General features: G+C 69.6%; 19 protein-coding genes and 2 pseudogenes. 9 read left to right on the top strand and 12 right to left on the bottom strand.

From position 1 onward, the window contains the following. Positions 1-385: 385 nt before the first annotated feature. Together HWX09_RS31060 and HWX09_RS31055 are read left to right on the top strand one after the other, a co-directional pair. A complete protein-coding gene (locus HWX09_RS31060) occupies positions 386-2089 on the top strand; it encodes a thiamine pyrophosphate-binding protein (RefSeq protein WP_027783196.1) in 1704 nt (567 codons plus the stop codon). After that, on the top strand, positions 2086-3180 hold the full coding sequence (locus HWX09_RS31055) for an ADP-heptose--LPS heptosyltransferase (RefSeq protein WP_027783195.1): 1095 nt from the start codon (positions 2086-2088) through the stop codon (positions 3178-3180). The genes HWX09_RS31060 and HWX09_RS31055 overlap by 4 nt, the downstream gene beginning before the upstream one ends. A gap of 108 nt (positions 3181-3288) precedes the next feature. Here HWX09_RS31055 and HWX09_RS31050 read toward each other — a convergent pair whose 3' ends face one another. The 3 genes from HWX09_RS31050 to HWX09_RS31040 form a co-directional block, all read right to left on the bottom strand. After that, a complete protein-coding gene (locus HWX09_RS31050) occupies positions 3289-4305 on the bottom strand; it encodes a helix-turn-helix domain-containing protein (protein WP_027783194.1) in 1017 nt (338 codons plus the stop codon). A 320-nt stretch (positions 4306-4625) separates the two neighbouring features. After that, complete coding sequence (locus HWX09_RS31045) at positions 4626-5174, bottom strand: hypothetical protein (protein WP_027783193.1); 549 nt, start codon at positions 5172-5174, stop codon at positions 4626-4628. A 175-nt stretch (positions 5175-5349) separates the two neighbouring features. Further along, positions 5350-6876 (bottom strand): aldehyde dehydrogenase family protein, encoded by a 1527-nt coding sequence (locus HWX09_RS31040; protein ID WP_027783192.1) that lies wholly within the window; start codon positions 6874-6876, stop codon positions 5350-5352. A gap of 320 nt (positions 6877-7196) precedes the next feature. On the opposite strand from HWX09_RS31040, the gene HWX09_RS31035 reads away from it, so the two are divergent. Then, positions 7197-7625, top strand: a complete 429-nt coding sequence (locus HWX09_RS31035) for a pyridoxamine 5'-phosphate oxidase family protein (protein ID WP_027783191.1) — start codon at positions 7197-7199, stop codon at positions 7623-7625. A 110-nt stretch (positions 7626-7735) separates the two neighbouring features. Here the strand turns inward: HWX09_RS31035 and HWX09_RS31030 are convergent, their stop codons facing one another. After that, the gene (locus tag HWX09_RS31030) at positions 7736-9349 is read right to left on the bottom strand and encodes an MFS transporter (RefSeq protein WP_027783190.1); all 1614 of its coding nucleotides are present in this window, start codon (positions 9347-9349) and stop codon (positions 7736-7738) included. A 156-nt stretch (positions 9350-9505) separates the two neighbouring features. Here HWX09_RS31030 and HWX09_RS31025 point away from each other — a divergent pair, with 156 nt between their 5' ends. Continuing rightward, positions 9506-10390, top strand: coding sequence for a LysR family transcriptional regulator (locus HWX09_RS31025; RefSeq protein WP_027783189.1), 885 nt, complete (start codon positions 9506-9508; stop codon positions 10388-10390). Here HWX09_RS31025 and eutC read toward each other — a convergent pair. From eutC to HWX09_RS31005, 4 genes are all read right to left on the bottom strand, one after another. After that, positions 10383-11180, bottom strand: a complete 798-nt coding sequence (gene eutC, locus HWX09_RS31020) for an ethanolamine ammonia-lyase subunit EutC (RefSeq protein WP_027783188.1) — start codon at positions 11178-11180, stop codon at positions 10383-10385. The genes HWX09_RS31025 and eutC overlap by 8 nt on opposite strands. After that, positions 11177-12574 (bottom strand): ethanolamine ammonia-lyase subunit EutB, encoded by a 1398-nt coding sequence (locus tag HWX09_RS31015; RefSeq protein ID WP_027783187.1) that lies wholly within the window; start codon positions 12572-12574, stop codon positions 11177-11179. The genes eutC and HWX09_RS31015 overlap by 4 nt, the downstream gene beginning before the upstream one ends. A gap of 106 nt (positions 12575-12680) precedes the next feature. Further along, positions 12681-14093 (bottom strand): ethanolamine permease, encoded by a 1413-nt coding sequence (gene eat, locus HWX09_RS31010; RefSeq protein ID WP_027783186.1) that lies wholly within the window; start codon positions 14091-14093, stop codon positions 12681-12683. Positions 14094-14279: 186 nt separating this feature from the next. After that, positions 14280-15743 carry a mechanosensitive ion channel gene (locus tag HWX09_RS31005; RefSeq protein WP_027783185.1) on the bottom strand — a complete coding sequence of 488 codons (1464 nt, stop codon included), beginning with the start codon at positions 15741-15743 and terminating at the stop codon, positions 14280-14282. A gap of 275 nt (positions 15744-16018) precedes the next feature. Here HWX09_RS31005 and HWX09_RS31000 point away from each other — a divergent pair. Continuing rightward, positions 16019-16872 (top strand): annotated as a pseudogene (locus tag HWX09_RS31000) (AraC family transcriptional regulator). Between the two features lie 139 nt (positions 16873-17011). Here the strand turns inward: HWX09_RS31000 and HWX09_RS33735 are convergent. Together HWX09_RS33735 and HWX09_RS30990 are read right to left on the bottom strand one after the other, a co-directional pair. Continuing rightward, positions 17012-17295, bottom strand: a pseudogene (locus HWX09_RS33735) (zinc ribbon domain-containing protein); the annotation flags it as partial. A gap of 187 nt (positions 17296-17482) precedes the next feature. Continuing rightward, positions 17483-19591 (bottom strand): heavy metal translocating P-type ATPase, encoded by a 2109-nt coding sequence (locus HWX09_RS30990; protein WP_230469112.1) that lies wholly within the window; start codon positions 19589-19591, stop codon positions 17483-17485. Positions 19592-19595: 4 nt separating this feature from the next. Between HWX09_RS30990 and HWX09_RS33730 the strand changes: the two genes are divergently transcribed. The 4 genes from HWX09_RS33730 (at position 19596) to HWX09_RS30980 (ending at position 21213) form a co-directional block, all read left to right on the top strand. Beyond that, positions 19596-19760 (top strand): hypothetical protein, encoded by a 165-nt coding sequence (locus HWX09_RS33730; RefSeq protein ID WP_230469111.1) that lies wholly within the window; start codon positions 19596-19598, stop codon positions 19758-19760. Further along, a complete protein-coding gene (locus HWX09_RS33725) occupies positions 19703-20089 on the top strand; it encodes a hypothetical protein (protein WP_230469110.1) in 387 nt (128 codons plus the stop codon). The genes HWX09_RS33730 and HWX09_RS33725 overlap by 58 nt, the downstream gene beginning before the upstream one ends. Before the next feature lie 51 nt (positions 20090-20140). After that, positions 20141-20572 carry a Cd(II)/Pb(II)-responsive transcriptional regulator gene (cadR, locus tag HWX09_RS30985; RefSeq protein WP_027783182.1) on the top strand — a complete coding sequence of 144 codons (432 nt, stop codon included), beginning with the start codon at positions 20141-20143 and terminating at the stop codon, positions 20570-20572. Between the two features lie 68 nt (positions 20573-20640). After that, positions 20641-21213, top strand: a complete 573-nt coding sequence (locus HWX09_RS30980; protein WP_027783181.1) for a PadR family transcriptional regulator — start codon at positions 20641-20643, stop codon at positions 21211-21213. A 45-nt stretch (positions 21214-21258) separates the two neighbouring features. Here the strand turns inward: HWX09_RS30980 and HWX09_RS30975 are convergent, their stop codons facing one another. Then, positions 21259-22698, bottom strand: a complete 1440-nt coding sequence (locus tag HWX09_RS30975; RefSeq protein WP_027783180.1) for an FAD-binding oxidoreductase — start codon at positions 22696-22698, stop codon at positions 21259-21261. A 14-nt stretch (positions 22699-22712) separates the two neighbouring features. Beyond that, positions 22713-23501, bottom strand: a complete 789-nt coding sequence (locus HWX09_RS30970; RefSeq protein WP_027783179.1) for an ABC transporter substrate-binding protein — start codon at positions 23499-23501, stop codon at positions 22713-22715. Between the last annotated feature and the right edge of the window lie 28 nt (positions 23502-23529).

Below are 23529 nucleotides of genomic sequence, written 5' to 3'. Positions count from 1 at the left end.
GATGTACAGTGTATGTACATTATACGATGCGGGCTTCGATGTAAATCCATGTGTGTACATAACAGGTCTTCCATTGGCTGCCGAACCGGCAGTGAATATCGCGCATCACGGCCATTGCCGTCGCGCATGCCGCCGTCAATGCCTCCGCGCGATCGGGCCGGGTGGCCCGGCGGGCCGCCGTCTCGACACAAGCATCCGGGTCGTCGTCCGTAGCGCTTACTTTTCACCGTCGCGTCGGCGTGCACAAGCTGGCCGTTCGGCCAGCCGAAGCCGAAACGCACTCGCCGAACCGCCCGGTGTTCCGACACTTTTCGGCGGCCGGCGCACCGGCGCCCGGCCAACCGGCGTAAGCTGTACGTCCCGCTACCCAGGGAGACGGCAGCCCATGTCGCATTCCAAGGATCTCGAGCCGCGCGCCACCACCGGTGCGCGACTGCTCGTCGATGCGTTGCTCGCCAATCACGTCGAACGCGCGTTCTGCGTGCCGGGCGAGAGCTTCCTCGCCGTACTCGATGCGCTGGCGGACGACACCGCCCGCATCCAGACGGTCGTCTGCCGCCACGAGGCGGCCGCCGCGAACATGGCCGAAGCGGTCGGCAAGCTGACCGGCCGTCCCGGCATCGCATTCGTCACGCGCGGGCCGGGCGCGACGCATGCGTCGATCGGCGTTCACACCGCGTTTCAGGATTCGACGCCGATGATCCTGTTCGTCGGTCAGTGCGCACGCGAGCACCTCGACCGCGAAGCCTTCCAGGAAATCGACTACCGCCGGATGTTCGGCCAGATGGCGAAATGGGTCGCGCAGATCGACGACCCGCGCCGCATCCCCGAATACCTGAGCCATGCGTTCCACGTCGCGACGTCCGGCCGGCCCGGCCCGGTCGTGCTCGCCTTGCCGGAGGACGTGCTGTCCGACGCGTGCGCACCGCAGCCCGTCGTGCCGGCCGCGAAACGCGTCGCAGCGGCGCCGTCGGCCGCGCAGATCGACGAGCTGCGCGAACGGCTCGCGCGCGCGCAACGGCCGTTCGCGATCGTCGGCGGCAGCGGCTGGACGCCGGACGCCTGCGCGAACCTGCGCACCTTCGTCGAACGCTGGCAATTGCCGGTCGCGTGCGCGTTCCGCTTCCAGGACACGATCGACAACGCGCACCCGAACTACGCGGGCGACGTCGGGCTCGGGATCAATCCCGCGCTCGCGAAACGCATCCGCGACGCCGACCTGCTGCTCGTGATCGGGCCGCGCCTCGGCGAAGCGACGACCGCCGGCTACACGCTGCTCGACATCCCGAAGACGCGCCAGACGCTGATCCACGTGCATCAGGGCGCGGACGAACTCGGCCGCGTGTACGCCGCCGATCTGCCGATCGTGTCGGGCATGCCCGAGATCGCCGCGCCGCTGGCCGCGCTCGAGCCGCCCGAGCGGCCCGCGTGGGCCGGCGCGGCCGCCGACGCGCACCGCGCGTACCGCGAATGGCATGCGCCGCTGCCGATGCCCGGCGACGTGCAACTCGGCGACGTGATGGTGCAGTTGCGCGAGCGCCTGCCGCACGACGCGATCCTGACCAACGGCGCGGGCAACTATGCGATCTGGCTGCATCGCCACTTCGCGTACCGGCACTTCCGTTCGCAGCTCGCGCCGACGAGCGGCGCGATGGGCTACGGGCTGCCGGCCGCGCTCGCCGCGAAGTCGCTGTATCCGTCGCGCGCCGTCGTCGCGCTCGCCGGCGACGGCTGCTTCATGATGGCCGGCAACGAGCTCGCGACCGCGATGCAATACGGGCTGAACATCGTGGCGATCGTCGTCAACAACGGCCATTTCGGCACGATCCGCATGCATCAGGAGCGCAACTACCCGGGCCGCGTGCACGGCACAGGGCTCACGAACCCGGATTTCGCCGCGTATGCGCGTGCGTTCGGCGCGCATGGCGAGACGGTCGAGCGCACCGCCGATTTCGCGCCCGCGCTTGAACGCGCGCTGACCTGCGGGCTGCCCGCGGTGATCGAGATCCGCATCCCGCAGGACGCCAGCACGCCGGCCGCGACGCTCGAGCAGATCCGCGAGCAGGGCCGCCGCGCGCGCGGCGCATGACGGTGGACATGCATACCTCTCCGCCCGTCGCCGCGCTGTCGCACGACGACGCGCTGGCCTGCCCCGGCACGCTGCTCGCGCCCGACGGCATGCTCGTCGCGCCGTACGACCTCGAGCATGGCGACGCGCGCGCCGAAGGCTACGTGCCGGCCGCGCCGGCGCTCGGCCTGCTGCACGCCGCACACCGGCCGTTCCGGCTCGATTACGGCGAGGCGCGGCACGTGCACGTGATCAACGGGATGGGCGTCGCGCTCGGCGATTCGGTGATCGGGCTGACGGCCCTCGCCGCGCTGCGGGCGGCACATGCGGACCTGCGCTTCACGCTCTACCGGCCGGCGCGCGCGCCGCGCTATGTCGATGCGCTGTACGCGCTCGCGGCCGACGTCGTCGCGCCGTCACGCTTGCTGCCGTGCGCCGCCGAAGCGCTGCCCGCCGACGCGCACTGCATCGACGTCGGCAATCAACTGTACTGGCCCGCATTCGCGCGGCTGCCCATGATCGATTTCTTCCTCGACGCGCTCGGCGTCGACCCGGCCGCCGTGCCGGCCGCCGCGAAGCGCAACCGCTGGCTCGCGCGGCTGCCGCTGCCTGCGCTGCCGGCCGCGTGGCAGCGGCCGTACGTACTGTTCTGCCCGAATGCGAGCACGGCGGTGCGCAGCGTGCCGCCCGCGCTGTGCGTCGCGTTCGTGGAACGGCTCGCGCAGCGTTACGGGCTGCCGGTGGTCGGCTTCGGCCCGCTCGCGCATCCGGCTTACGTGGACGTGAGTCGCGACGCGACCGACACCGCGCGCTTCATCGCCTGGATCAAGGGCGCGAGCCTGCTGTTCGCGCCGGACACGGCGGCCCTGCATCTCGCCGACGGTTTCGACGTGCCGACGCTCGCGTGCTTCACGACGATCGGGCCGGCATTGCGCGTGCGCGACTATCCGCATTGCGTGCCGGTCACGCTGGACGTGCCGGCCGAATTGCACGGGCTGCATCGCAGCGAGCGGCCCGACGATCTGGCGGCGGTCGAAGCCGCTTATCGCGCAATCGACTGGGACGCGCTGGCGTGGCCCGCACCGCGCGACGCGGCAGCGATAGCCATCTGAGCGGAGCCGACGCGGCGGCGAGCGGAACGATCGAACCGGCAGCACGCGCCCAGCGCGCGCCCCGCCACGGGCGCCGTGCCGGCCACCCGGCTCACCGTGCCGAGCGCCTCATGCGCGATCGCGCAGCGTCTCCGACGGCCGCTTGCCGAACAGGCGCCGGTAATCGGTCGCGAACTGACTGAGATGCCAGAAGCCCCACGCCTCCGCGACATCCTGCACCGAACCGGCCGCGCGGCCGCATAGGTCGCGCCGCGCGCCGTTCAGCCGCAGCGTGCGCAGGTAGGTCGCGGGCGCCATCCCGAGCACGTCCTGGAAGCAGTACTGCAGCGTGCGCCGGCTCACGTGCAACTGCTCGCACAGCTCGGGCACGCCGACCGGGCGCGTACGGTGCGCGAGCACGTAGTCGCGCGCCTGGTCGACGAGCCAGCGGCGCGTCGACGGCGCACTGCCGCTGCCGTCGTCGGCCGGCTGCGCGCACGCATCGAACAGCGCGGCCAGCACTTCGGCCTGCAGGTCGTCGCGCTGCGCATCGGGCAGCGGGCCGGCCATCGCCACCGCACCGTCGAGCCGGCGGCCGAGCAGCGCGCACAGGCGCGCGAGCCGCGCGTCGCCGACCTGCATCACGCGCTGCGTGAACAGCCGCTCGTCGAGCGCGCGACGCTCGACCTCCTCCGCATAGCGGCGCAGCACGTCGCCGCGCACGACGACGCCGTAGATCGAGAACTGCGCGGGGGTCACGAGTTCGAATTCGACGTTGCCGGGCCGGAACGCGAGTGCGCCCGGGCCGATGCGGCACGCATCGACGCGCGCCGAGCCGTCGCACACGAGCGGGATGCCGAACCAGTACGCGTCGCCGCGCACTTCGCACGCCTGGCGCAGCAAGTGGCTGGTCGATTCGCGAAACAGCTTCATCGTGTCGAGCGGCAGCTCGGTGAGCGTGCCGACGAAGCGGCCGGCCGCGAGCTGGTCGTAGGTCTGCCGCCAGCCGATCAGGTTGCGCGCCTGCTCGTCGGCATCGTGCGCGACGCTGACGACGGCCTGCCCGGCGAACGCGTCGTCGCCCTGCGCGCTGCGTCGCGTGTCTTCGGCGGTCGGTTCTTCCGTACACGCCACGTGTTGATCCATCGTATCCTCCCTCACCTGCGCGGAACCCTGCGCATCACGCAAGTCCCGTGCCGAACCGCACGGCCCGGCGAGCCGCCCGCCATTCCACGCTGTCCGGCCGATGCGCGCCATGGGGGCGCACCCGAAGGCGGCATGTCGCGCACGCCGCCGGTGCGATCCGCGCGGCGACCGCGCATGCGCGCCGCCGGCGCCCGGATGCCCGTGCCCGTGCCTCGACGCCGACGCCCGGATGCCGATGCCCGGATGCCGATGCCCGGATGCCGATGCCCGGACGACGACGCCCGGATGCCGACGCCCGGACACCGACGCCCGAACGCCGGCTACCAGGCCGGCTTCAGCCGCACGACCCGCGTGCCGCAATTGCCGTATGCCTGCGCGATCGCCAGTTCGACGATCGCGCTGCCCGCCGCCCACGGCGCAGCGTCCGCTTCCGGCAAATCGGCGCGCAGCGTGGCGCGCCCGTTGATCCGGTAGCGCAGGCCGCGCACGAAATCGACGAACAGCAATCCGACACCGCTGCCGTCGCAGGCGGCCGCGTCGATCCGGCCGCCGTCGCCGTCATGCGCGGCGGGCAACGCGAACCGCAGCGTCTTCGTATCGATCACGCGCACCACCGGCAACCGATCGCCGTTCGCGTCGCGCCGGCTCAACACGATGTCGCAGGTCATCGACGCACCCACGCCGGACGCCGTGCCGACGAACATGAACGGTTGCGATTCGACGAACTGCCGTACGCCGACGCTCAGCCGCGTGGTCACGGCGTCGCTCATCCGCTCGGCTTCGTCGGCGACGCCGAAGCGGTGTTGCGCGTCGAGTTCGCCCGGATGGAATACCGGGTGACGCGGAAAGGATCGGGGCGGTTCTGCCATGCCGGGAGTCGTCACACGTATCGGCGCGCCGTGCCGTCGCGCATGCGCGACGGCCGGCAGCGTTGCCGGCGCCGGCCGCCGGAAACGCAACCGGCGCCGCCAGTCGAACAGGGAAATCGAACCGGACGACGTGCCGGGCCCAAGCGGCCCCGGCACGTCGCCCCGGCTGCGGCGATCAGAAGAACCCGAGCGCCTCGGCTTGGTAGCTGACCAGCAGACACTTCGTCTGCTGATAGTTCGACAGCGCCATCTTGTGCGTCTCGCGGCCGATCCCCGATTGCTTGTAGCCGCCGAACGCCGCATGCGCGGGGTAAAGGTGGTAGCAGTTGGTCCACACGCGGCCAGCCTCGACCTCGCGGCCCATCCGGTACGCACGCGTGCCGTTGCGGGTCCACACGCCCGCGCCGAGCCCGTAGAACGTGTCGTTCGCGAGTTCGATCGCTTCCTGCTCGTCCTTGAACGTCATCACCGACGCGACCGGCCCGAAGATCTCTTCCTGGAACACGCGCATCTTGTTGTTGCCGAGCAGCATCGTCGGCTTCACGTAGTAGCCCGTGCCCAGCTCGGCGGTCGGCGCCGCGCGCTCGCCGCCCGTCAGGCATTGCGCGCCTTCGCCGCGACCGATGTCGATGTACGACAGGATCTTGTCGAGCTGCTGCTGCGACGCCTGCGCGCCGATCATCGTCTGCAGGTCGAGCGGGTGGCCGGACTTGATGCGCTCGACGCGCGCGACGGCCTTCTCGATGAAGCGTTCGTAGATCGATTCCTGGATCAGGATCCGCGACGGGCACGTGCACACTTCGCCCTGGTTCAGCGCGAACATCGCGAGCCCTTCGAGCGCCTTGTCGAGGAACGCGTCGTCCTGGTCGAGCACGTCGGCGAAGAAGATGTTCGGGCTCTTGCCGCCCAGTTCGACCGTCGACGGGATCAGGCTCTCGGCCGCCGCGCGCAGGATGTGCTTGCCGACCGGGGTCGAGCCCGTGAATGCGATCTTCGCGATCCGCTTGCTGGTCGCGAGCGCTTCGCCCGCTTCCTTGCCGAAGCCGTTCACGATGTTGATCGTGCCTGCCGGGAACAGGTCGCCGATCAGTTCCATCAGCACGAGCACCGATGCCGGTGTCTGCTCGGCCGGCTTCATCACCACGCAGCAGCCGGCCGCGAGCGCCGGCGCGAGCTTCCACGCGGCCATCAGCAGCGGGAAGTTCCACGGGATGATCTGGCCGACCACGCCGAGCGGCTCGTGGAAGTGGTACGCGACGGTGTTGTCGTCGATTTCGGAGATGCCGCCTTCCTGCGCGCGGATGCAGCCCGCGAAGTAGCGGAAGTGGTCGATCGCGAGCGGCAGGTCGGCCGCCATCGTCTCGCGCAGCGGCTTGCCGTTGTCGATCGTTTCGGCCACGGCCAGCAGCTTCAGGTTCTTTTCCATCCGGTCGGCGGCGGCGAGCAGCAGGTTCGCGCGCTCGGCGACCGAGGTCTTGCCCCACTTGCGACGCGCCGCATGCGCCGCGTCGAGCGCCAGCTCGATGTCGTCGGCGCCGGAGCGCGGCACGCGGCAGAACGGCTGGCCGTTGATCGGCGACACGTTCTCGAAATACTCGCCCTTCACGGGCGCTACCCACTTGCCGCCGATGTAGTTGTCGTATTGCTGACGGTACGGGTATTCGACGTCGAGGCCCAGTTGTTTCAGGTCAAACGGGTTCATACATGTCTCCTGTTCATCGTGCTTGTGTGAGTACAGCGCCGGTTGGAATGCGCTGGTCCCGTTTACGCAACATGCGTGCCAAACGGAACGGGCGCACGTCGATCGCGGCCGGCGCGTGGTCGCACCGTGCGGTGTTCACGCACGCAACACGGCGGGTGTACCGATTCTGAACACCGCGGTTGCGCAGCGATGCGGCCGGTGTTCGGAATTTTCACAGTGCGCGGCGGTGCGTTGCCCGCGCACGGGCGCCGCGCCGCGTGGCATGTCGCTTGCGTGCGAATCGCGGATCCACACGCACGGCGCACACGCCGACCGACACCATGAACGATCGCGGCCCCCTGACCGACGACGCCATCGCGTTCATCCGTGAGCAGGCTTTCCTGATCGTCGCGACCGCCGACGCGGCCGGCAACGCCGACTGCTCGTACCGCGGCCGCCAGCCGCACGCGGACGGCTCGTTCGCGCCGCTCGTCGATATCCCGGACCGCCGCACGCTGGTGCTGCCCGATTTCGCGGGCAACAACCTGCTCAACACGATCGGCAACCTGCTCGTGAATCCGGCCATCGCGCTGCTGTTCGTCGATTTCGTGCGTCAGACGACCTGGCTCGTGCAGGGCCGCGCGACGCTCGACGAGGATGCGCAAGGGCGCGCGCGCCTGTGGCCGGATGCGTTGCGCTGTCTGGTGATCGATGTGGAATGCGCGCAGGCGCGCACGGATGCGGCCCTGCCGCCGCTGGTGCTGGCGTGACGCGCGGCGGGCGACGCGTCTACCGACGGACCATGCGGGCACGGCGGCCGGGTTGACCGAAATACTGAAATACCGAAATGCCGAAGCACCGATGCGCCACGGCGCGATGCTCACCGCCCGTGCGTCTGCGCACAGGCCGGTTCGACCCGGCCGCGCGTCGACGCATCGGCGTGCGCGTGGCCGTCCGCGTCGTCGCCCGTTTCGTCGGCGGCCGGCCGCCCGCCGAGAAACCCGAACACCACCACCGCACACAGCACCGTGACGACGGCCAGCCCGGTCAGCAGCCGGTCGAACGCGTGCGAGTAGCTCGCGATCAACACCGCGCGACCGACGCCCGGCAACGCGGCAGCCGCGCCCGCGAGATCGCCGGTCGCAAGCCGCGCGGCGGCCCGCAGCGTCGCGTCCGGCGTGCCGGCAGCCGCTGCCGCGTGCGCCAGCCCCGTTTGCGCGAGCGCGGCCAGCACCGCGCCGACGATCGCCAGCGCGATCCCCTCGCCGGCCACGCGCGTCGTGCTGAAAATGCCCGTCGCCATCCCCGCGCGCTCTTTCGGCACGACGCTCACCGACAGCCCGTCCATCAGCCCCCACGGCATGCCGGCGCCGACGCCGATCGCGAGCATCGGCGCGATCGCCGCCGGCCCCGCGCCGCCGCGCAGCGCGATGCCGAGCCACACGAGCCCGGCTGCCGCGACCAGCAGCCCGAGCCCCGAAATCACGCCGGCCGACAGCCGGCGCGCGAGCGTCGCCGCGCCGAACGGCACGACCAGCATCGGCGCGGAGATCGCGAGCATCAGCCAGCCGGCGTCGATCTCGCTGAAGCCGTCGATGCCGATGAAGCGCAGCGGCAGCACGACGAGCAGCACGATGTAGCAGCAGCAGGTCGACACCGGCAGCACCTGCACGCCGACGAAGCGCGCGATGCGGAACAGCGACAGGTCGAGCATCGGCCGCGCGACGCGCGTCTCGATCGTCACGAACGCGCACGCGCCGAGCGCCGCGCCGGCCAGCAGCGCGATCACGAGCGGGCTCGACCAGCCGCGCGCGGGCGCCTCGATCACGCCGAACGTGAACAGCGTCAACGCGGCCGTGAATGCGGCCGTGCCGGGCCAGTCGAGCCCCGTCGCGTGCGGATCGCGCGACTCGTGCATGCGCGGCAGCCCGAACGCGAGCGATAGCACACCGGCCACCGCGCTCGTCACGAAGATCGCGCGCCAGCCGTAGTGCCCGATCAGGCCGCCCGCGAGCACGGGCCCGAACGCGAGTCCGATCCCGAACGTCGTGCCGAGCAGGCTGAAGGCACGCGTGCGCGTCGCGCCGTCGAATTCCTGCGCGAGCGCGGCCGTGCCGCCGGCCAGTGCCGCGGCCGCCGCGAGCCCTTGCGCGGCGCGCAGCAGATCGACCGCGAGCATCGACGGCGCGAACGCGAGCGCGATCGACATCAGCGTGAAGCCGCCGACGCCGATCGCGAACAGGCGCTTGCGGCCGAACTGGTCGGCCAGCGCGCCCGACGCCATCAGGAAGCTGCCGAACGCGAGCATGAACGCGTTGGTGATCCAGTTCATCGCGACCGGGCTGCCGTGCAGGTCGCGGCCGATCGCCGGCGTCGCGACCGCGCCGCCCGAAAACGACAGCGGCAGCGCGACGGCGGCCATGCAGACGGCGGCCAGCACCCATGCGCGCCGGCGCGCCGCCAGGGTCGAAACGGCGGAAACAGGATGATCCATCATCGCTCCTCGAAAAAAGCCGGCGCGGAGGCGCCATCAGAGCGACAGAAGATAAATCCGATTCAATCTGCGAAAACCACGCGAAGTTCCGCATATAACGGACTAAAATTCCGCAATTCACGTGGCCGCGTGCGTCGCCGCACGCCGTTCGATTCGATGGAAAACCTCACCGGCATCGTCGCGTTCGTCCGCACCGCCGAAGCGCTGAGCTTCGTCGCGGCCGGCCGCGCGCTCGGCATCTCGGCGTCGGCGGTCGGCAAGACGATCGCGAAACTCGAGCAATCGCTCGGCGTACGGCTGTTCAACCGCACGACGCGGCGCGTGACGCTCACCGAAGAGGGGCGGCATTTCTACGAGCGCTGCCAGCGCATCCTCGAGGATTTCCGCGAGGCGGAGGCGACCGTAACGGCGTCCGCGCAGCGCCCGCGCGGCAAGCTGCGCGTGAGCCTGCCGGTGATCGGTTACCGCTTCCTGCTGCCGGTGCTGCCCGAATTCCGGCAGCGCTATCCGGACGTCGAACTCGATCTCGATTTCAACGATCGGATGGTCGACGTCGTCGAAGGCGGTTTCGACGCGGTGATCCGCAGCGGCCCGCTGTCCGACTCGAGCCTGATGTCGCGGCGGCTCGGGCCGTTCGCGTTCGTGCTGTGCGCGACGCCCGCGTATCTCGCGCGGGCCGGCGCGCCGCGCACGCCGCGCGACCTCGAGGCGCACGACTGCGTGCGCTACTGCTTCCCGACCACCGGCAAGCTGCAGGACTGGGCGCTCGCGGCCGACGACGGCCTGCCGCTCGCACTGCGCACCGCGATGACCTGCAACAACATGGAGGCGCTGCGCGGCGCCGTGCTCGCGGGGCTCGGCATCGGCTACATGCCCGACTTCCTCACGCGCGACGCACTCGAGCACGGCGCGCTCGTCACCGTGCTCGACGACTACCGGATCGCGCCGGGGCAGTTCTCGATCGTGTGGCCGTCGAGCCGGCAGTTGTCGCCGAAGCTGCGCGTGTTCGTCGATTTCCTGTGCGAACGGCTGTTCAGGTAGTCGCGCCGATCCGCTCCGCTTCCGCCGGCGGCAGCAGCGCGTCGCTGTCGTCCTTCAGCCCGACGCCGGTCAGCCCGAGGCGGCGCGCGTGCGTCATCAGGTAATGCAGCTTGTGCGCGGCGGCCGCGTGCGGCAGCCCCTCGGGCCGCACGTTCGAGATGCAGTTGCGCAGCGCGTCGTGACAGCCGACCTTCGGCGCCCACGTCAGATATACGCCGAGGCTGTCCGGCGAACTGAGTCCGGGCCGTTCGCCGATCAGCATCGCGACCACCTTCGCGCGCAGCAGCTCGCCGATCTCGTCGCCGAGCGCGACGCGCGCCTGCGTCGCGACCACCACCGGGCCGATCCGCCAACCGTCCGCGTCGAGCCGCGGCCGCACGGCCTGCAACAGCGGCAGCGCCTGCTTCGCGGCGGCGAACGCCGACAGCCCGTCGCCGACCACGAACACGACATCGGGCGCATCGTCGAGCGCCGCCCCGTAGCCGGCCAGCAGCCCGCGGCTGTCGTCCGACAGCTTGCGGCCGAGATCGGGCCGGCGCAGGTAATGGTCGCGGTCCGGCGCGGCACTCTGCACGCCGAGCGTCGGCAGCAGGCCGGCCGCCTCGATCTCGCGCCGCAGCGCGTCCACGTCGAGCGGCTGGTGCACCGCGTCGCGCGCCTGCGCATGCGACAGGTTGAAGGCCAGCAGCGGCGCGGTCGGCAGGCTGTTGCCCGCGCGGCCGAGCGCGATCCGCGCGTTCGTGAACGACTTCAGCTGCGCCCACGGGTTCTTCTCGACGGCGTCGCTCATGCGGACACCCCCATCCAGTCATTCGCGCCCGCCAGCAGCGGCACACGCGACGTCGCGGCGCGCAGCGCGCCGTGCGCGTCGGCGATCTCCATCGTCTCCAGCCATTCCTCGAACTCGGGCGCGCGGCGCAGGCCGAGCACCTCGCGCACGTAGAGCTGGTCGTGGAACGACGTGCTCTGGTAGTTCAGCATCACGTCGTCCGCGCCCGGAATCCCCATGATGAAGTTGATGCCGGCCGCGCCCAGCAACGTGAGCAGCGTGTCCATGTCGTCCTGGTCGGCTTCCGCGTGGTTCGTGTAGCAGATGTCGCAGCCCATCGGCACGCCGAGCAGCTTGCCGCAGAAGTGATCCTCGAGCCCCGCGCGGATGATCTGCTTGCCGTCGTACAGGTATTCGGGCCCGATGAAGCCGACCACCGTGTTCACGAGGAACGGCTCGAACTTGCGCGCCACCGCATACGCGCGTACTTCGCAGGTCTGCTGGTCGACGCCGAAATGTGCGTTCGCCGACAGCGCACTCCCCTGGCCCGTCTCGAAGTACATCAGGTTGTTGCCGACGGTGCCGCGCTTCAGCGACAGCGCGGCCTCGCGCGCCTCGCCGAGCAGCGCGAGCGAGATCCCGAAGCTCGCGTTCGCCTTCTCGGTGCCCGCGATCGACTGGAACACGAGATCGACCGGCGCGCCCTTTTCGATCGCCGCGATCGTGTTGGTCACGTGCGTGAGCACGCACGACTGCGTCGGCACGCCGTAACGTTCGCGGAAACCGTCGATCATCGCGAGCAGCTTCACGATCGCCGCGAGGCTGTCGGTGGCCGGGTTGATGCCGATCATCGCGTCGCCGCAGCCGTACATCAGCCCGTCGAGCATCGATGCGGCGATGCCCTTCACGTCGTCGGTCGGGTGGTTCGGCTGCAGCCGCACCGACATCCGGCCGGCCAGCCCGACCGTGTTGCGAAAGCGCGTGACCACGCGGCGCTTGCGCGCGGCCGCGATCAGGTCCTGGTTGCGCATCAGCTTCGACACGGCCGCGACCATCTCGGGCGTGAGGCCCGGCGCGATCCGCTCCAGCGCGGCGCCGTCGGCCGCGGGCGACAGCAGCCAGTTGCGGAAATCGCCGACGGTGAGGTGCGAGATGTCCGCGAACGCCTGCGCGTCGTGATCGTCGATGATGAGGCGCGTGACCTCGTCGTGTTCGTACGGGATCACCGCTTCGTTCAGGAACGCCTTCAGCGGCACGCCCGCCAGCGCGATCTTCGCGGCGACGCGCTCCTCCTCGCTCGCCGCCGCGACGCCGGCGAGCTGGTCGCCGGAACGCAGCGGGCTCGCCTTCGCGAGCAGCGTCTTCAGGTCCGCGAAGCGGTACGTGCGCGGACCGATCGTCTCCGTATAGGACATCGTTCGAATCTCCTTGCCAAAAGCCGACGGCGCGCCCGTTCGACGGGGCGCGCCGGATGCCGTCAGGAACGGCCTTTCACGTTCGCCTGCACCGTCGTCATTCCGTTCACTCCTCCAGCAGCGCGTCGCCGGGCGCGCTCGCGCGCTGCGCGCGGGTCGCGAGGAAGTACGCGTAGCCGAGCGCGAGGAACGCGACGAACACCATCGCCACCAGCCCGTTGAAATACACCATCGTGCCGAGGCAGACCAGCGCCGCAAGAATCGCGAATGCCGGGAAGATCGGGTACAGCGGCGCGCGGAACGGCCGTGCCATGTTCGGGTGCGAGCGGCGCAGCTTGAACAGCGACGCCATGCTGACGATATACATCACGATCGCACCGAATACCGACATCGTCACGATGTTCGCGGTGAGCGTCTGCCCGCCGAACTGGATCAGCTCGTCGCTGTAGATCGCCGCGATGCCGACCACGCCGCCCGCGAGGATCGCGCGATGCGGGGTCTTGAAGCGCGGATGCACCTTCCCGAGCCATTCCGGCAGGTAGCCTTCGCGGGCCAGCGCGAAGATCTGGCGCGAATAGCCGAGGATGATCCCGTGGAACGACGCGACCAGCCCGAACAGTCCGAGCCACACGAGCATGTGCATCCAGCCGCTGTTCGCGCCGACGATGTACTTCATCGCCTGCGGCAGCGGGTCGTTGATGTTCGCGAGCTTGGTCCAGTCGCCCGCGCCGCCGGCGAACACCATCACGCCGATCGCGAGCGCCACGAGGGTCAGGATCCCGGCCACGTACGCGATCGGAATCGAGCGCTTCGGGTTCTTCGCTTCCTCGGCGGCCATCGCGACGCCTTCGATCGCGAGGAAGAACCAGATCGCGAACGGAATCGCCGCGAACATCCCGTGGAACGCGCCCACGCTGAAGTGATCGGCGCCCGACCAGCCGCCCTTCGTGAAATTGCTCCATGCGAAGCCCGGCGACACCACGCCCATGAACACCAGCAGCTCGAAGATCGCGAGCAGGGTCACGACGAGCTCGAAGGTCGCCGCGATCTGCACGCCGACGATGTTCAGCGCCATGAACACGAGATACGCGCCCATTGCCGCGTGTTTCGGTTCGAGCCCCGGAAACTGCACGTGCAGGTACGCGCCGATCGCGAGCGCGATCGCGGGCGGCGCGAACACGAACTCGACCAGCGTCGCGGCGCCCGCCAGATAGCCGCCGGTGGGGCCGAACGCGCGGCGCGCATACGCGAACGGGCCGCCCGCGTGCGGGATCGACGTCGTCAGCTCGGTGAAACTGAAGATGAAGGTGGTGTACATCGCCGCGACGAACAGCGCGGTGATCACGAAGCCCAGCGTGCCGGCGCTCGCCCAGCCGTAGCTCCAGCCGAAGTATTCGCCGGAAATCACGAGGCCGACCGCGATGCCCCACAGTTGCCAGGTCCCGAGCGTCTGCTGTAGCGCGGGCTGACCGGACGACTTGGCGCCGGCGACGGGCCGGCCATTCGACTCTGCTTTCATCGGACTCTCTCCTCAAAGGCGCCGGGCCTGCGGACCCGCGCGACTGAGAATCGATGCTAGAGAGTCATTAAACGACGTGTTATCGAAATTCGGCAAAGATCGCGGCTGACGTTTCGCTTGCGAAAACGCCGGCCGCGCGCGTTGCCACGCCGATCCGGCCGCGCGATGCGGCCGGATCGGCCGTGCTTACTGGCCGCCGCCGCGCTGGTTGAACCAGCGGTCGAGCAGCTTGCCGGCCGCCTCGCGGCCGCCGAGGCCGAACGACAGCGCGACCGCCACCGCGATCGCGCCGAGCACGAGGCCGAACGCGAGCTGGACGATTTCGTTCGCGATGCCCATCGCGCGCAGCCCCATCGCGAACACGAGGCCGAGGATCGCGAATTGCGCGATGCGCGCGAACAGCACGCTGTGCTCGCGGTCGGCCTGCTCGATCACGCGGCGCGCAAGGCCCGCGAGCCACACGCCGATCACGAGGATCACGCCGCCCATCAGCACGTGGCCGCCGAATTCGATGAACAGCGTGACGACGTCGCGCACCTGCGAGAAGCCGAGCCGGTTCGCGGCCTCGACCGACGCGAACAGCATCGCGAAGAACACGATCAGCCGCGCGACCAGCACCGACGGCTGCAGGATGCCCGAGAACACGCGCTCGACGCCGAGCAGGGCCGGCAGCCCGTCGACGCCGGCGGCTTCCAGCAGTTTCTGCGCGAGCGACGCGACGAAGCGCGCGAAATAGAAGGTGACGAGCACGATCACGATCGCCGCGACGATGTCCGGCACCGCGCCGAGGAACTGATTCAGCATGTTGGTCGCGGGGATCGAGATCGCGTCGATCTTCAGCGCGTCGAGCGCGGAAATCAGCGTCGGCACGAACACGAACACGTAGACGATCGTGCCGACCAGGCTCGACACGCGTACGGGCGTCGGGCTGTCGATCCCTTGCGTGAGGCGGTCGGCGCCGGCGGCGACCAGCAGGTTCGTCACGAGGCCGCGCAGCACGCGCGCGACGATCCAGCCGACGAAGCCGATCACCGCGGCCGCGAAGATGTTCGGCACGATCGCGAGCAGCTTGTCGACCATTCCCTGCACCGGCGACAGCAGGCCCGACAGCGCGAACGACCCGAGGATCGCCGGCAGGAACATTAGGATCACCAGCCAGAACAGGACGTCGCCGAGATAGCCGCTCATCGGCTGCATGCCGGCGCTTTCGGACAGCGTGGCGTCGACCTTGCTGGCCTTCAGCGCGCGGTTCGCGAGGCTGCGCAGCAGCGACGCGATCAGCCACGCGATCAGCGTCAGCGCCGCGCCGCCGATCAGGTTCGGCAGGTAGTTGACGATGTGCGTGACGAGCAGCGAGAACGGATTGGAGACCGCGTACAGGTTGAGCACGTTGAAGATGCCCACCGCGGTGACGAGCAGCACGAGCCAGAACAGGCCGCCGGCGATGATGCGTTCGACGCACGCGCCCTGGCCGGTGCTTTCGTTGATCCGCTGATCGACCTTCAGTGCGTTGAGCAGGCGCAGCGCGCCGGCCCGCACCACCACGGCGATCAGCCAGCCGACTACCAGGATGCCGATCGCGCCGGCGATCTTGGGCAGGTATCCGCCTAGCGTGGTCTGCAGCGACGTGATGAAGCTGGAAGCATCCATTTCTTCTTCTCCCGAAAACGTGGTGGTGCGATTGAACATCGACGAACGACCTGCGTACTTCGAAAAGCGTGGTGCTCCGTCCGAGCAACTTACCCGAGAAAAATGACGGGATCACCCGATTTCACCGTCTTTAACTTTAGTTCTAGATCGCAGCGGGACAAGACCCTATTTCGGTGAAATAAAAAGGGGCGGATTTCGGACCGCTACGCTTTTCCGCAAGATTTGTCCATTCGGGCCGTGCTACCGTGGCGTCGGGTTCCAGCCACGACACGTCGATGCCCGCAGCCGAAACGAAAACCGATCCGCCTGCATGGGTCCGCTACGCGGCGAGCGTGGCGCGTGTCCATGCGTACATCGGCGCGCATCTCGACGGCCCGCTCGACCTGAACCGGCTCGCCGAAGTCGCGTGCCTGTCGCCGTATCGCTGGCAGCGATCGTGCTGATGGTGCGGCGGATACGGATGGTGCGGGCATCCGAGGATCCGGTCTGCACCGCGCGGCCGCTCGACCAGATCGCGCGGCGCGCGGGCTACGGTTCGACGCACGCGTTCGCGCGGGCGTTTCGCGACGCGTACGGCGTGCTGCCCGCGCAGCACTGGCGCACCGGCACCCACCGGCCGATTTATCCGTTACAGAGAGGAGAGGCAGACATGTTCAAGCATGAGGTCGAGATCCGGCGCCTGCCGGAACAGCGCGGCTACGCGGTCGCGCACACCGGCGCGTACATGAAGGCCGGCGACGCGTTCGGGCGGATCGGCGCGTGGGTCGGGCAGCACGGGCTGATCGGCCCGGGCGCGAAGATGATCGGGATTTTCTACGACGATCCGGACACGACGCCCGAAGCGCAGTTGCGCGCGAAAGCGTGCTTCGTGCCGGCCGACGGCGCGCCGGACGTCGAACCCGAGCCGCCGGTGGAGCGTGCGACGATCGCGGGCGGCGAATACGCGGTGCTCCTGCATACGGGGCCGTATGCGGACCTGAAGACGGCCTATCAGTGGCTCTACGGCGACTGGCTGCGTCACTCGGGCCGCGAAGCCGCCGACGCGCCGCCGTTCGAGCTGTACCTCAATACGCCGATGGACACGGCGCCAGCCGACCTGCGCACCGAAATTCACCTGCCGCTGCGCTGAGCGGCGGGCCGGTGCGCTGAGCGGCGGGCCGGTGCGCTGAGCGACGGGCTGCTGCGCTGAGCGCCGGGCCGCCGCGCCGGCCGTCGAACGCAACGTGCCGGCCAATGCTCATGCGCGGCCGGCGCGAACGCACGCAGATCTAAGCAGCTGGCGTCCCGCAGCCGGGACAGAACCGCGCGTCGGCCGCCAGCGCCGCATGGCAGCGGCTGCAAGCCTTGCCGCGTTGAGCGCGCCGCAGCCCGCGCACGCGAGCTGGCTCAGCGGCACGTTGCCGCCGTGGCCGCCTCGCCCGCCACCGGCATCGCCCGGCGCCTGCCAGCCCCAGCCGTGGCGATCGCGGCCACGCACATCGTGGCCGCCATGCCCGCCCTGGCGCGGACCGCCGTGATGGCCGTTGCCGCTGCCGGGGCCGCCGTGGCTGCCGGGACCACCGTTTCCGCTGTTTCCGCTGTTTCCGCTGTTTCCGCTGTTTCCGCTGTTTCCGCTGTTTCCGCTGTTTCCGCTGTTTCCGCTGTTTCCGTGCCCGTTGCGGTGCCCGCTGCGGTGCCCGCTGCCATGGCCACCGCCGTGGCCACCGAGCATCCGTTTCAGAAAGCTCATCGCCCAGTCCTCAACGCTTGGCCTGCGCGCCGCCGAACGTCCCGGAGGACGACAGCAGCCGCAAGCCGTTGGCCACGACGAGCAGGCTCGCGCCCGCGTCGGCGAAGACCGCCATCCACATCGTGCCGAGCCCCGCCACCGTCAGGCCGAGGAACACGACCTTCACGCCGAGTGCGAAGCCGATGTTCTGCACCAGCACGCGATGCGTCGCGCGCGACAGCCGCACGAACGCCGGGATCTTGCGCAGGTCGTCGTCCATCAGCGCGACGTCGGCCGTCTCGATCGCCGTGTCGGTGCCCATCGCGCCCATCGCGAAGCCGATGTCGGCGCGCGCGAGCGCCGGTGCATCGTTGATCCCGTCGCCGACCATCCCGACCGCGCCCGCGCCGCCCACCGACAGTTCCTCGACCGCCGCGAGCTTGTCTTCCGGCAATTGGTTGCCGCGTGCGTCGTCGATGCCGGCCTGCCGCGCGATCGCCTGAGCGGTATGCGGGTTGTCGCCCGTCAGCATCGCCGTGCGGATGCCGAGCGCATGCAGATCGGCGATCGCGTCGCGGCTCGTGTCCTTGATCGTGTCGGCCACCGCGAAGATGCCGAGCACGCGCGTGTCGTCGACCAGCACGACGACGCTCTTGCCCTGCCGCTCCAGTGCGTCGAGCTTCGCCTCGAGCGCCGCCGAACAACGCTCGAGCTCCTCGACGAGCCGGTGGTTGCCCAGCCAGTAGCGCGTCCCGTCGATCGTGCCGCGCACGCCGCGCCCGACGATCGCTTCGAATTCCTGCACATCGGCGAATGCCGCCGTGCCGGCGTCGCGGGCCGCGGCGGCAATCGCCTGCGACACAGGGTGATCGGAGCGCGCGGCGAGGCTCGCGCCGAGGTGCCGCACGCGCGCCGCATCGGCGCCGTCCGCATGAACGTCGAAGTCGGTCTGCACCGGCTTGCCGTGGGTGATCGTGCCGGTCTTGTCGAGCGCGAGCCACGCAAGCTTGCGCCCTTCTTCCAGATAGACGCCGCCCTTCACGAGAATCCCCCGCCGCGCCGCGGCCGCGAGGCCCGACACGATCGTCACCGGCGTCGAGATCACCAGCGCGCACGGGCACGCGATCACGAGCAGCACGAGCGCGCGGTAGATCCAGTCGTGCCACGCGCCGCCCATCACGAGCGGCGGCGCCACCGCAACCAGCAGCGCGACCGCGAACACGATCGGCGTGTAGACGCGTGCAAACTGGTCGACGAAGCGCTGCGTCGGCGCCTTCGCGCCCTGCGCTTCCTCGACCGCGTGGATGATCCGCGCGAGCGTCGAGTTGGCCGCGACGGCCGTCACGCGATATTCGAACGAACCCGATTCGTTGATCGTGCCCGCGTACACGGCGTCCCCGGCCGTCTTTTCGACGGGCAGGCTCTCGCCGGTGATCGGCGCCTGGTTGACCGTCGAGCGGCCCGCGACGACTTCGCCGTCCAGCCCGATCCGCTCGCCCGGCTTCACGCGCACGACCGCGCCGAGCGCGACCTGCGCGGCCTCGATCGTGCGCCAGGCGCCGTCGGCCTGCCGCACGGTCGCGGTATCCGGCGCGAGCTGCATCAAGCCCTGGATCGCATTGCGCGCACGGTCGAGCGACTTCGCCTCGATCAGCTCGGCGATCGTGAACAGCACCATCACCATCGCGGCCTCCGGCCACTGGCCGATCGCCATCGCGCCCGTCACCGCGATGCTCATCAGCGCGTTGATGTTCAGGTTGCCGTTGCGGATCGCGATCCAGCCCTTCTTGTACGTGGTGAGCCCGCACGCGAGCACCGCGGCCAGCGCGAGCGCCGCCGACAGCCACACCGGGAGCCCGGCCCAGGTCGCGCCTTCGGACGCGAGCGCGGCGACGCCGGCGAGCGCCAGCGGCCACCACGGCTTCGCAGGCGCGTCGGCGACGCGCGCCGCCGGGGCGCCGGCCGTGGCGGCCTCCGGCGTCATTCCGAGCGTGCGGATCGCGCCCTCGATCGCCGGCTGCGCGCCGGGCACGTGCTCGACGGTCAGCATCCGCTGCATCAGGTTGAATTCGAGCGCCGACACTTCGCCCATCCCGCCGAGCTTTTTGCGAATCAGCGTTTCCTCGGTCGGGCAGTCCATCTGCATGATCCGGAACGCGGAGCGCACGTGGCCCGACGCGGTCGCCTGCGCGACCGGCAGCGGCGCGAGCGTCAGCGAGGCCGGCGCGCAGCACTCGCCGGCCGCGTGGTCGTGGTCGTGGTCGTGGTCGTGGTCGTGGTCGTGGTCGTGGTCGTGGTCGTGGTCGTGACCGGCATGGTCATGCGCGGCGTGGTCGTGCGAGCACGTGGCGCCGTGTACATGCTTGCCGTCGCCAACATGGTCGCGATCGTGGTCATCACCCGCATCGCCGTGAGCTGCGTGAGCTGCGTGAGCTGCGTGAGCGTGCCCGTGATCGTGATCGTGGCCATGGCCGTGCGCGCGCTCGCCGGCCGCCGGCGCCGCGTCGGCTACGGTCGCCGTCTGCGTGTCGCGCGAATCGGCGCGGCAGGCGTCGGCGCCGCCGGCCTGACGGTGTCGTGGGTCGTGGGGACGCTGGGCGTCGGTCATGACAACCTCCTTTGTGGCTTGACGGTGTAGAGTTAACACCCTGAAGCCACTACAAGGTCAACCCTTACACGGGAGAAAGGCATGAAGATTGGCGAACTGGCCAAAGCGGCCCGCTGCACCCCCGAGACGATCCGTTTCTACGAGAAAGAGGGTCTGATGCCGGACGCGGAGCGCACCGATTCGAACTATCGCAACTACACCGACGTGCACGTCGAGCGGCTGCGCTTCATCCGCAATTGCCGCGCGCTCGACATGGCGCACGACGAAATCCGCGCGCTGCTGCAACTCACCGACACGCCGGCCGATCGCTGCGATTCGATCAATTCGCTGCTCGACGATCACATCGGACACGTCGATGCACGCCTCGCGGAATTGACGCATCTGCGCGATCAGCTCACCGAATTGCGCCGCCGGTGCGTCGGCGAGCATTCGGTCGAGGATTGCGGAATCGTGCACGGCCTCGCGACGATGGAAACCGTCGCGCCGGCCGCGAAGCGCTCGCACCTCGGCTGAAACCCTTGTCAAACAGGATAGTCTTCTTGAGAATAGTTATATTCTTACTAGGTATATTTTAACTATTCATGTCTATGAGCCGCCCGTCCCCGCTCGCGCTGGCCGTCCTCGCGACGCTCACCGAAACGCCGATGCATCCGTACGGGATGCTGCAGCAACTGAAGGCGCGCGGATACGACGAAGTCGTCAACGTACGGCAGCGTACGAGTCTGTACCAGACGATCGACCGGCTGCTGCGCGAGGGGCTGATCGCCGTGCACGACACCGAGCGCGCCGGCGCGTTTCCGGAGCGCACGCTGTATGCGCTGACCGAAGCCGGGCACACGGCGGGGCAGGCGTGGTTGCATACGCTGCTCGCGGAGCCCGCGAATGAATTCCCGGCGTTCGGCGCCGGCCTAGCGTTCCTGCCGCTGCTCGATGCGGAAGATGCGCGCCATCAGATCGAACTGCGAATCGCACGGCTCGACGCCGAGCGCGAGCGGCTGGAAGCGCTGCGCGCCACCGCGCAGGCCGATCAGGTGCCGCGCCTGTTCCTGCTGCAAAACGAGCATGCGCTCGTGCTGCTCAATGCGGAGCTCGACTGGGCGCGCAGTGTGGTCGAACACCTGAAGATCGGCGCGCTGCGCTGGGTGGACGGCTGACGCGTCACGAAGGTCGATTCCCGCCGGCAACGGGAATCGCCCTCGTCAAAGCACCTTGCCGGGGTTCAGGATTCCGCGCGGGTCCAGCGCGGCCTTCAGGCGCCGCATCAGCCCGATTTCCGCGTCGCTGCGCGTGTACGCGAGATAAGGACGCTTGAGCACGCCGATCCCGTGCTCGGCCGACACCGAGCCGCCCATGTCGCGCACCACCGCATACACGCAGCGATCGAGCGCATCGGCGTCCGCGTCGGTCATCCCGGCCAGCGACACGCCGATATGCACGTTGCCGTCGCCGACATGGCCGAAGAACAGGCACGTGAGCGCCGGCCAGCGCGCCCGCAACGCCGCCTCGCAGCGCTCGGCGAACGTGCCGAGTTCGCCCGTGGGCAGACTCACGTCGAAGTTGACGAGATGGGGCAGCGCATCGATCGCGAGGCCTTCGCGCAGCGTCCACAAATCGCGCGCCTGCCGCTCGGAGCTCGCGAGTACCGCATCGTCGATGAGCGCTGCATCGAACCCCGCGGCCAGCCCCGTTTCGAGCGCATGGTGCGCATCGCCGCCCGGCGCGCTCGTCGCACATTCGATCAACACCGCGAAACCGCCGTCGCCCGCGAACGGCGCGGTTACGCCCGGCGTATGGCGCGCGACGTAGTCGTAGAACGCCGGCCACATCGCCTCGAAACTGACGACCTCCGGCAGCGCGCGCATGCGGTTCCACAGCCCGACCACCGCATCGTAGTCGCGCACGCGGCACAGCGCCGTGGCCGGCGCCGCGAGCAACGGATGCAGCCGCAGCACCGCGCGCGTGACGACGCCGAGCGTTCCTTCGCTACCGATGAACAGTTGCTTTAGGTCGTAGCCGGCGTTGTTCTTCAGCATCCGGTTCATCGACGACACGACCGTGCCGTCCGCGAGCACGACCTCGAGCCCGAGCACCTGCTCGCGCATCATCCCGTAGCGGATCGCGCGCGTGCCGCCCGCATTGGTCGCGAGCATGCCGCCGATCTGGCACGAGCCGCGCGCGCCGAGATCGACACCGAACGTGAAGCCCGCCGCTTCAGCGGCGTCCTGCACCGTCTGCAGCGGCGTGCCCGCGCGCACGGTGATCGTGCCGGCCGCCGCGTCGAGCGCCTCGATGCCCGCGAAGCGCTCCATCGACAGCACGACCTCGCCGCCCAGCGCGACCGCGCCGCGCGCGAGCCCCGTCAGCCCGCCTTGCGGCACGACCGGCTGGCCGAGCCGCATACATGCCGCGAGCGTGCGCGACACGTCGTCGACGCTGCGCGGGCGCACCAGTGCACGCGGCCGCACGCCGGCCGGCTCGTTGTACGCGGTGAAATAACGCGGGTCGATATCGGCCGCACGCGTGACGAGCGCGTCGCCCAGTTCGGCGGCGAGCACGGCGTCGCGTGCATCGCGTGCATCGTCCGGCAGCGGCATGCCGTCCGGTGCGCTGCCCGCGGCGGCCGGGTTCGGGGTCGGCATCGTGCGCGGCCCGCTTACTTCGTCGAGATGTCGATATCGCCGAAATACTTCAGGCCGAGCGACTTCACCGTGCCGTCCGCCTTCAGCTTGTCGATCGCCGCGTCGAGCTTCGCCTTCAGCGCATCGTCGCCCTTGCGCAGCCCGAACGCGATGCCGCTGCCGAGAATCCTGTCGTCGTGCACCGGCTGGCCGACGAACGAGAAGCCCTTGCCGTCCGGGCGCGACAGGAAGCCGCGCTGGCCGGACGGCGCGAGCACGAGCGTCGCGTCGAGGCGGCCCGCGACCAGATCCGCATACGCCTGGTTCTGGTCCTGGTACGCGAGGACCGCGACGCCGGCCGGCTCCCAGTGCGCCTTCGCGAAGGTTTCCTGGATCGACGCCTGCAGCACGCCCACGCGCTTGCCCTTCAGCGATTCCGGCGTCGGCAGCAGGCCGCTGCCGGTGCGCGCGATCAGCTGGGTCGGCACGCGATAGATGATCGTCGTGAAGTCGATCGCCTGGCGCCGTTGCTCGGTGGCGTTCATCGCCGAGTTGATCGCGTCGAACTTGCGGCCCTTCAGCGCCGGAATCAGCCCGTCGAACGACGTCTCGACCCATTTGCACGACAGCTTCGCCGTCTGGCAGACGGCATTGCCGACGTCGATGTCGAAGCCCTGCAGGTCGCCGTTCGGCGCCTTCGATTCGAACGGCGGGTATTGCGCTTCGAGGCCGAAACGCAGCGTCGGCGCATCGGCGAGCGCCGCGCCGGAGCCGATTGCGCACGCAAGTGCGAACGCGAGTTTCAGGGTGGCCGTGTGCTTCATCGTGATCTCCTGTGTCTGGTCGATGCGA

Source organism: Burkholderia sp. BCC1208 (assembly GCF_902833095.1).
Taxonomy (GTDB): Bacteria; Pseudomonadota; Gammaproteobacteria; order Burkholderiales; family Burkholderiaceae; genus Burkholderia.
This window is presented reverse-complemented; position numbering and strand designations above follow the sequence as displayed.

Bases quoted from the DNA above. Each gene is read 5' to 3' on its own strand.
- HWX09_RS30970 (WP_027783179.1), bottom strand. From the start codon at position 23,501: ATGAAGCACACGGCCACCCTGAAACTCGCGTTCGCACTTGCGTGCGCA.
- HWX09_RS31040 (WP_027783192.1), bottom strand. From the start codon at position 6,876: ATGAACCCGTTTGACCTGAAACAACTGGGCCTCGACGTCGAATACCCG.
- HWX09_RS31050 (WP_027783194.1), bottom strand. From the start codon at position 4,305: ATGGATCAACACGTGGCGTGTACGGAAGAACCGACCGCCGAAGACACG.
- HWX09_RS31015 (WP_027783187.1), bottom strand. From the start codon at position 12,574: ATGTCCTATACGGAGACGATCGGTCCGCGCACGTACCGCTTCGCGGAC.
- HWX09_RS31025 (WP_027783189.1), top strand. From the start codon at position 9,506: ATGGAAAACCTCACCGGCATCGTCGCGTTCGTCCGCACCGCCGAAGCG.
- HWX09_RS30980 (WP_027783181.1), top strand. From the start codon at position 20,641: ATGTCTATGAGCCGCCCGTCCCCGCTCGCGCTGGCCGTCCTCGCGACG.
- HWX09_RS31055 (WP_027783195.1), top strand. From the start codon at position 2,086: ATGACGGTGGACATGCATACCTCTCCGCCCGTCGCCGCGCTGTCGCAC.
- HWX09_RS31030 (WP_027783190.1), bottom strand. From the start codon at position 9,349: ATGGATCATCCTGTTTCCGCCGTTTCGACCCTGGCGGCGCGCCGGCGC.
- cadR (WP_027783182.1), top strand. From the start codon at position 20,141: ATGAAGATTGGCGAACTGGCCAAAGCGGCCCGCTGCACCCCCGAGACG.
- eutC (WP_027783188.1), bottom strand. From the start codon at position 11,180: ATGAGCGACGCCGTCGAGAAGAACCCGTGGGCGCAGCTGAAGTCGTTC.
- HWX09_RS30975 (WP_027783180.1), bottom strand. From the start codon at position 22,698: ATGCCGACCCCGAACCCGGCCGCCGCGGGCAGCGCACCGGACGGCATG.
- HWX09_RS30990 (WP_230469112.1), bottom strand. From the start codon at position 19,591: ATGGACTGCCCGACCGAGGAAACGCTGATTCGCAAAAAGCTCGGCGGG.
- HWX09_RS33730 (WP_230469111.1), top strand. From the start codon at position 19,596: ATGATCCGGAACGCGGAGCGCACGTGGCCCGACGCGGTCGCCTGCGCG.
- eat (WP_027783186.1), bottom strand. From the start codon at position 14,093: ATGAAAGCAGAGTCGAATGGCCGGCCCGTCGCCGGCGCCAAGTCGTCC.
- HWX09_RS31035 (WP_027783191.1), top strand. From the start codon at position 7,197: ATGAACGATCGCGGCCCCCTGACCGACGACGCCATCGCGTTCATCCGT.
- HWX09_RS31060 (WP_027783196.1), top strand. From the start codon at position 386: ATGTCGCATTCCAAGGATCTCGAGCCGCGCGCCACCACCGGTGCGCGA.
- HWX09_RS31045 (WP_027783193.1), bottom strand. From the start codon at position 5,174: ATGGCAGAACCGCCCCGATCCTTTCCGCGTCACCCGGTATTCCATCCG.
- HWX09_RS31005 (WP_027783185.1), bottom strand. From the start codon at position 15,743: ATGGATGCTTCCAGCTTCATCACGTCGCTGCAGACCACGCTAGGCGGA.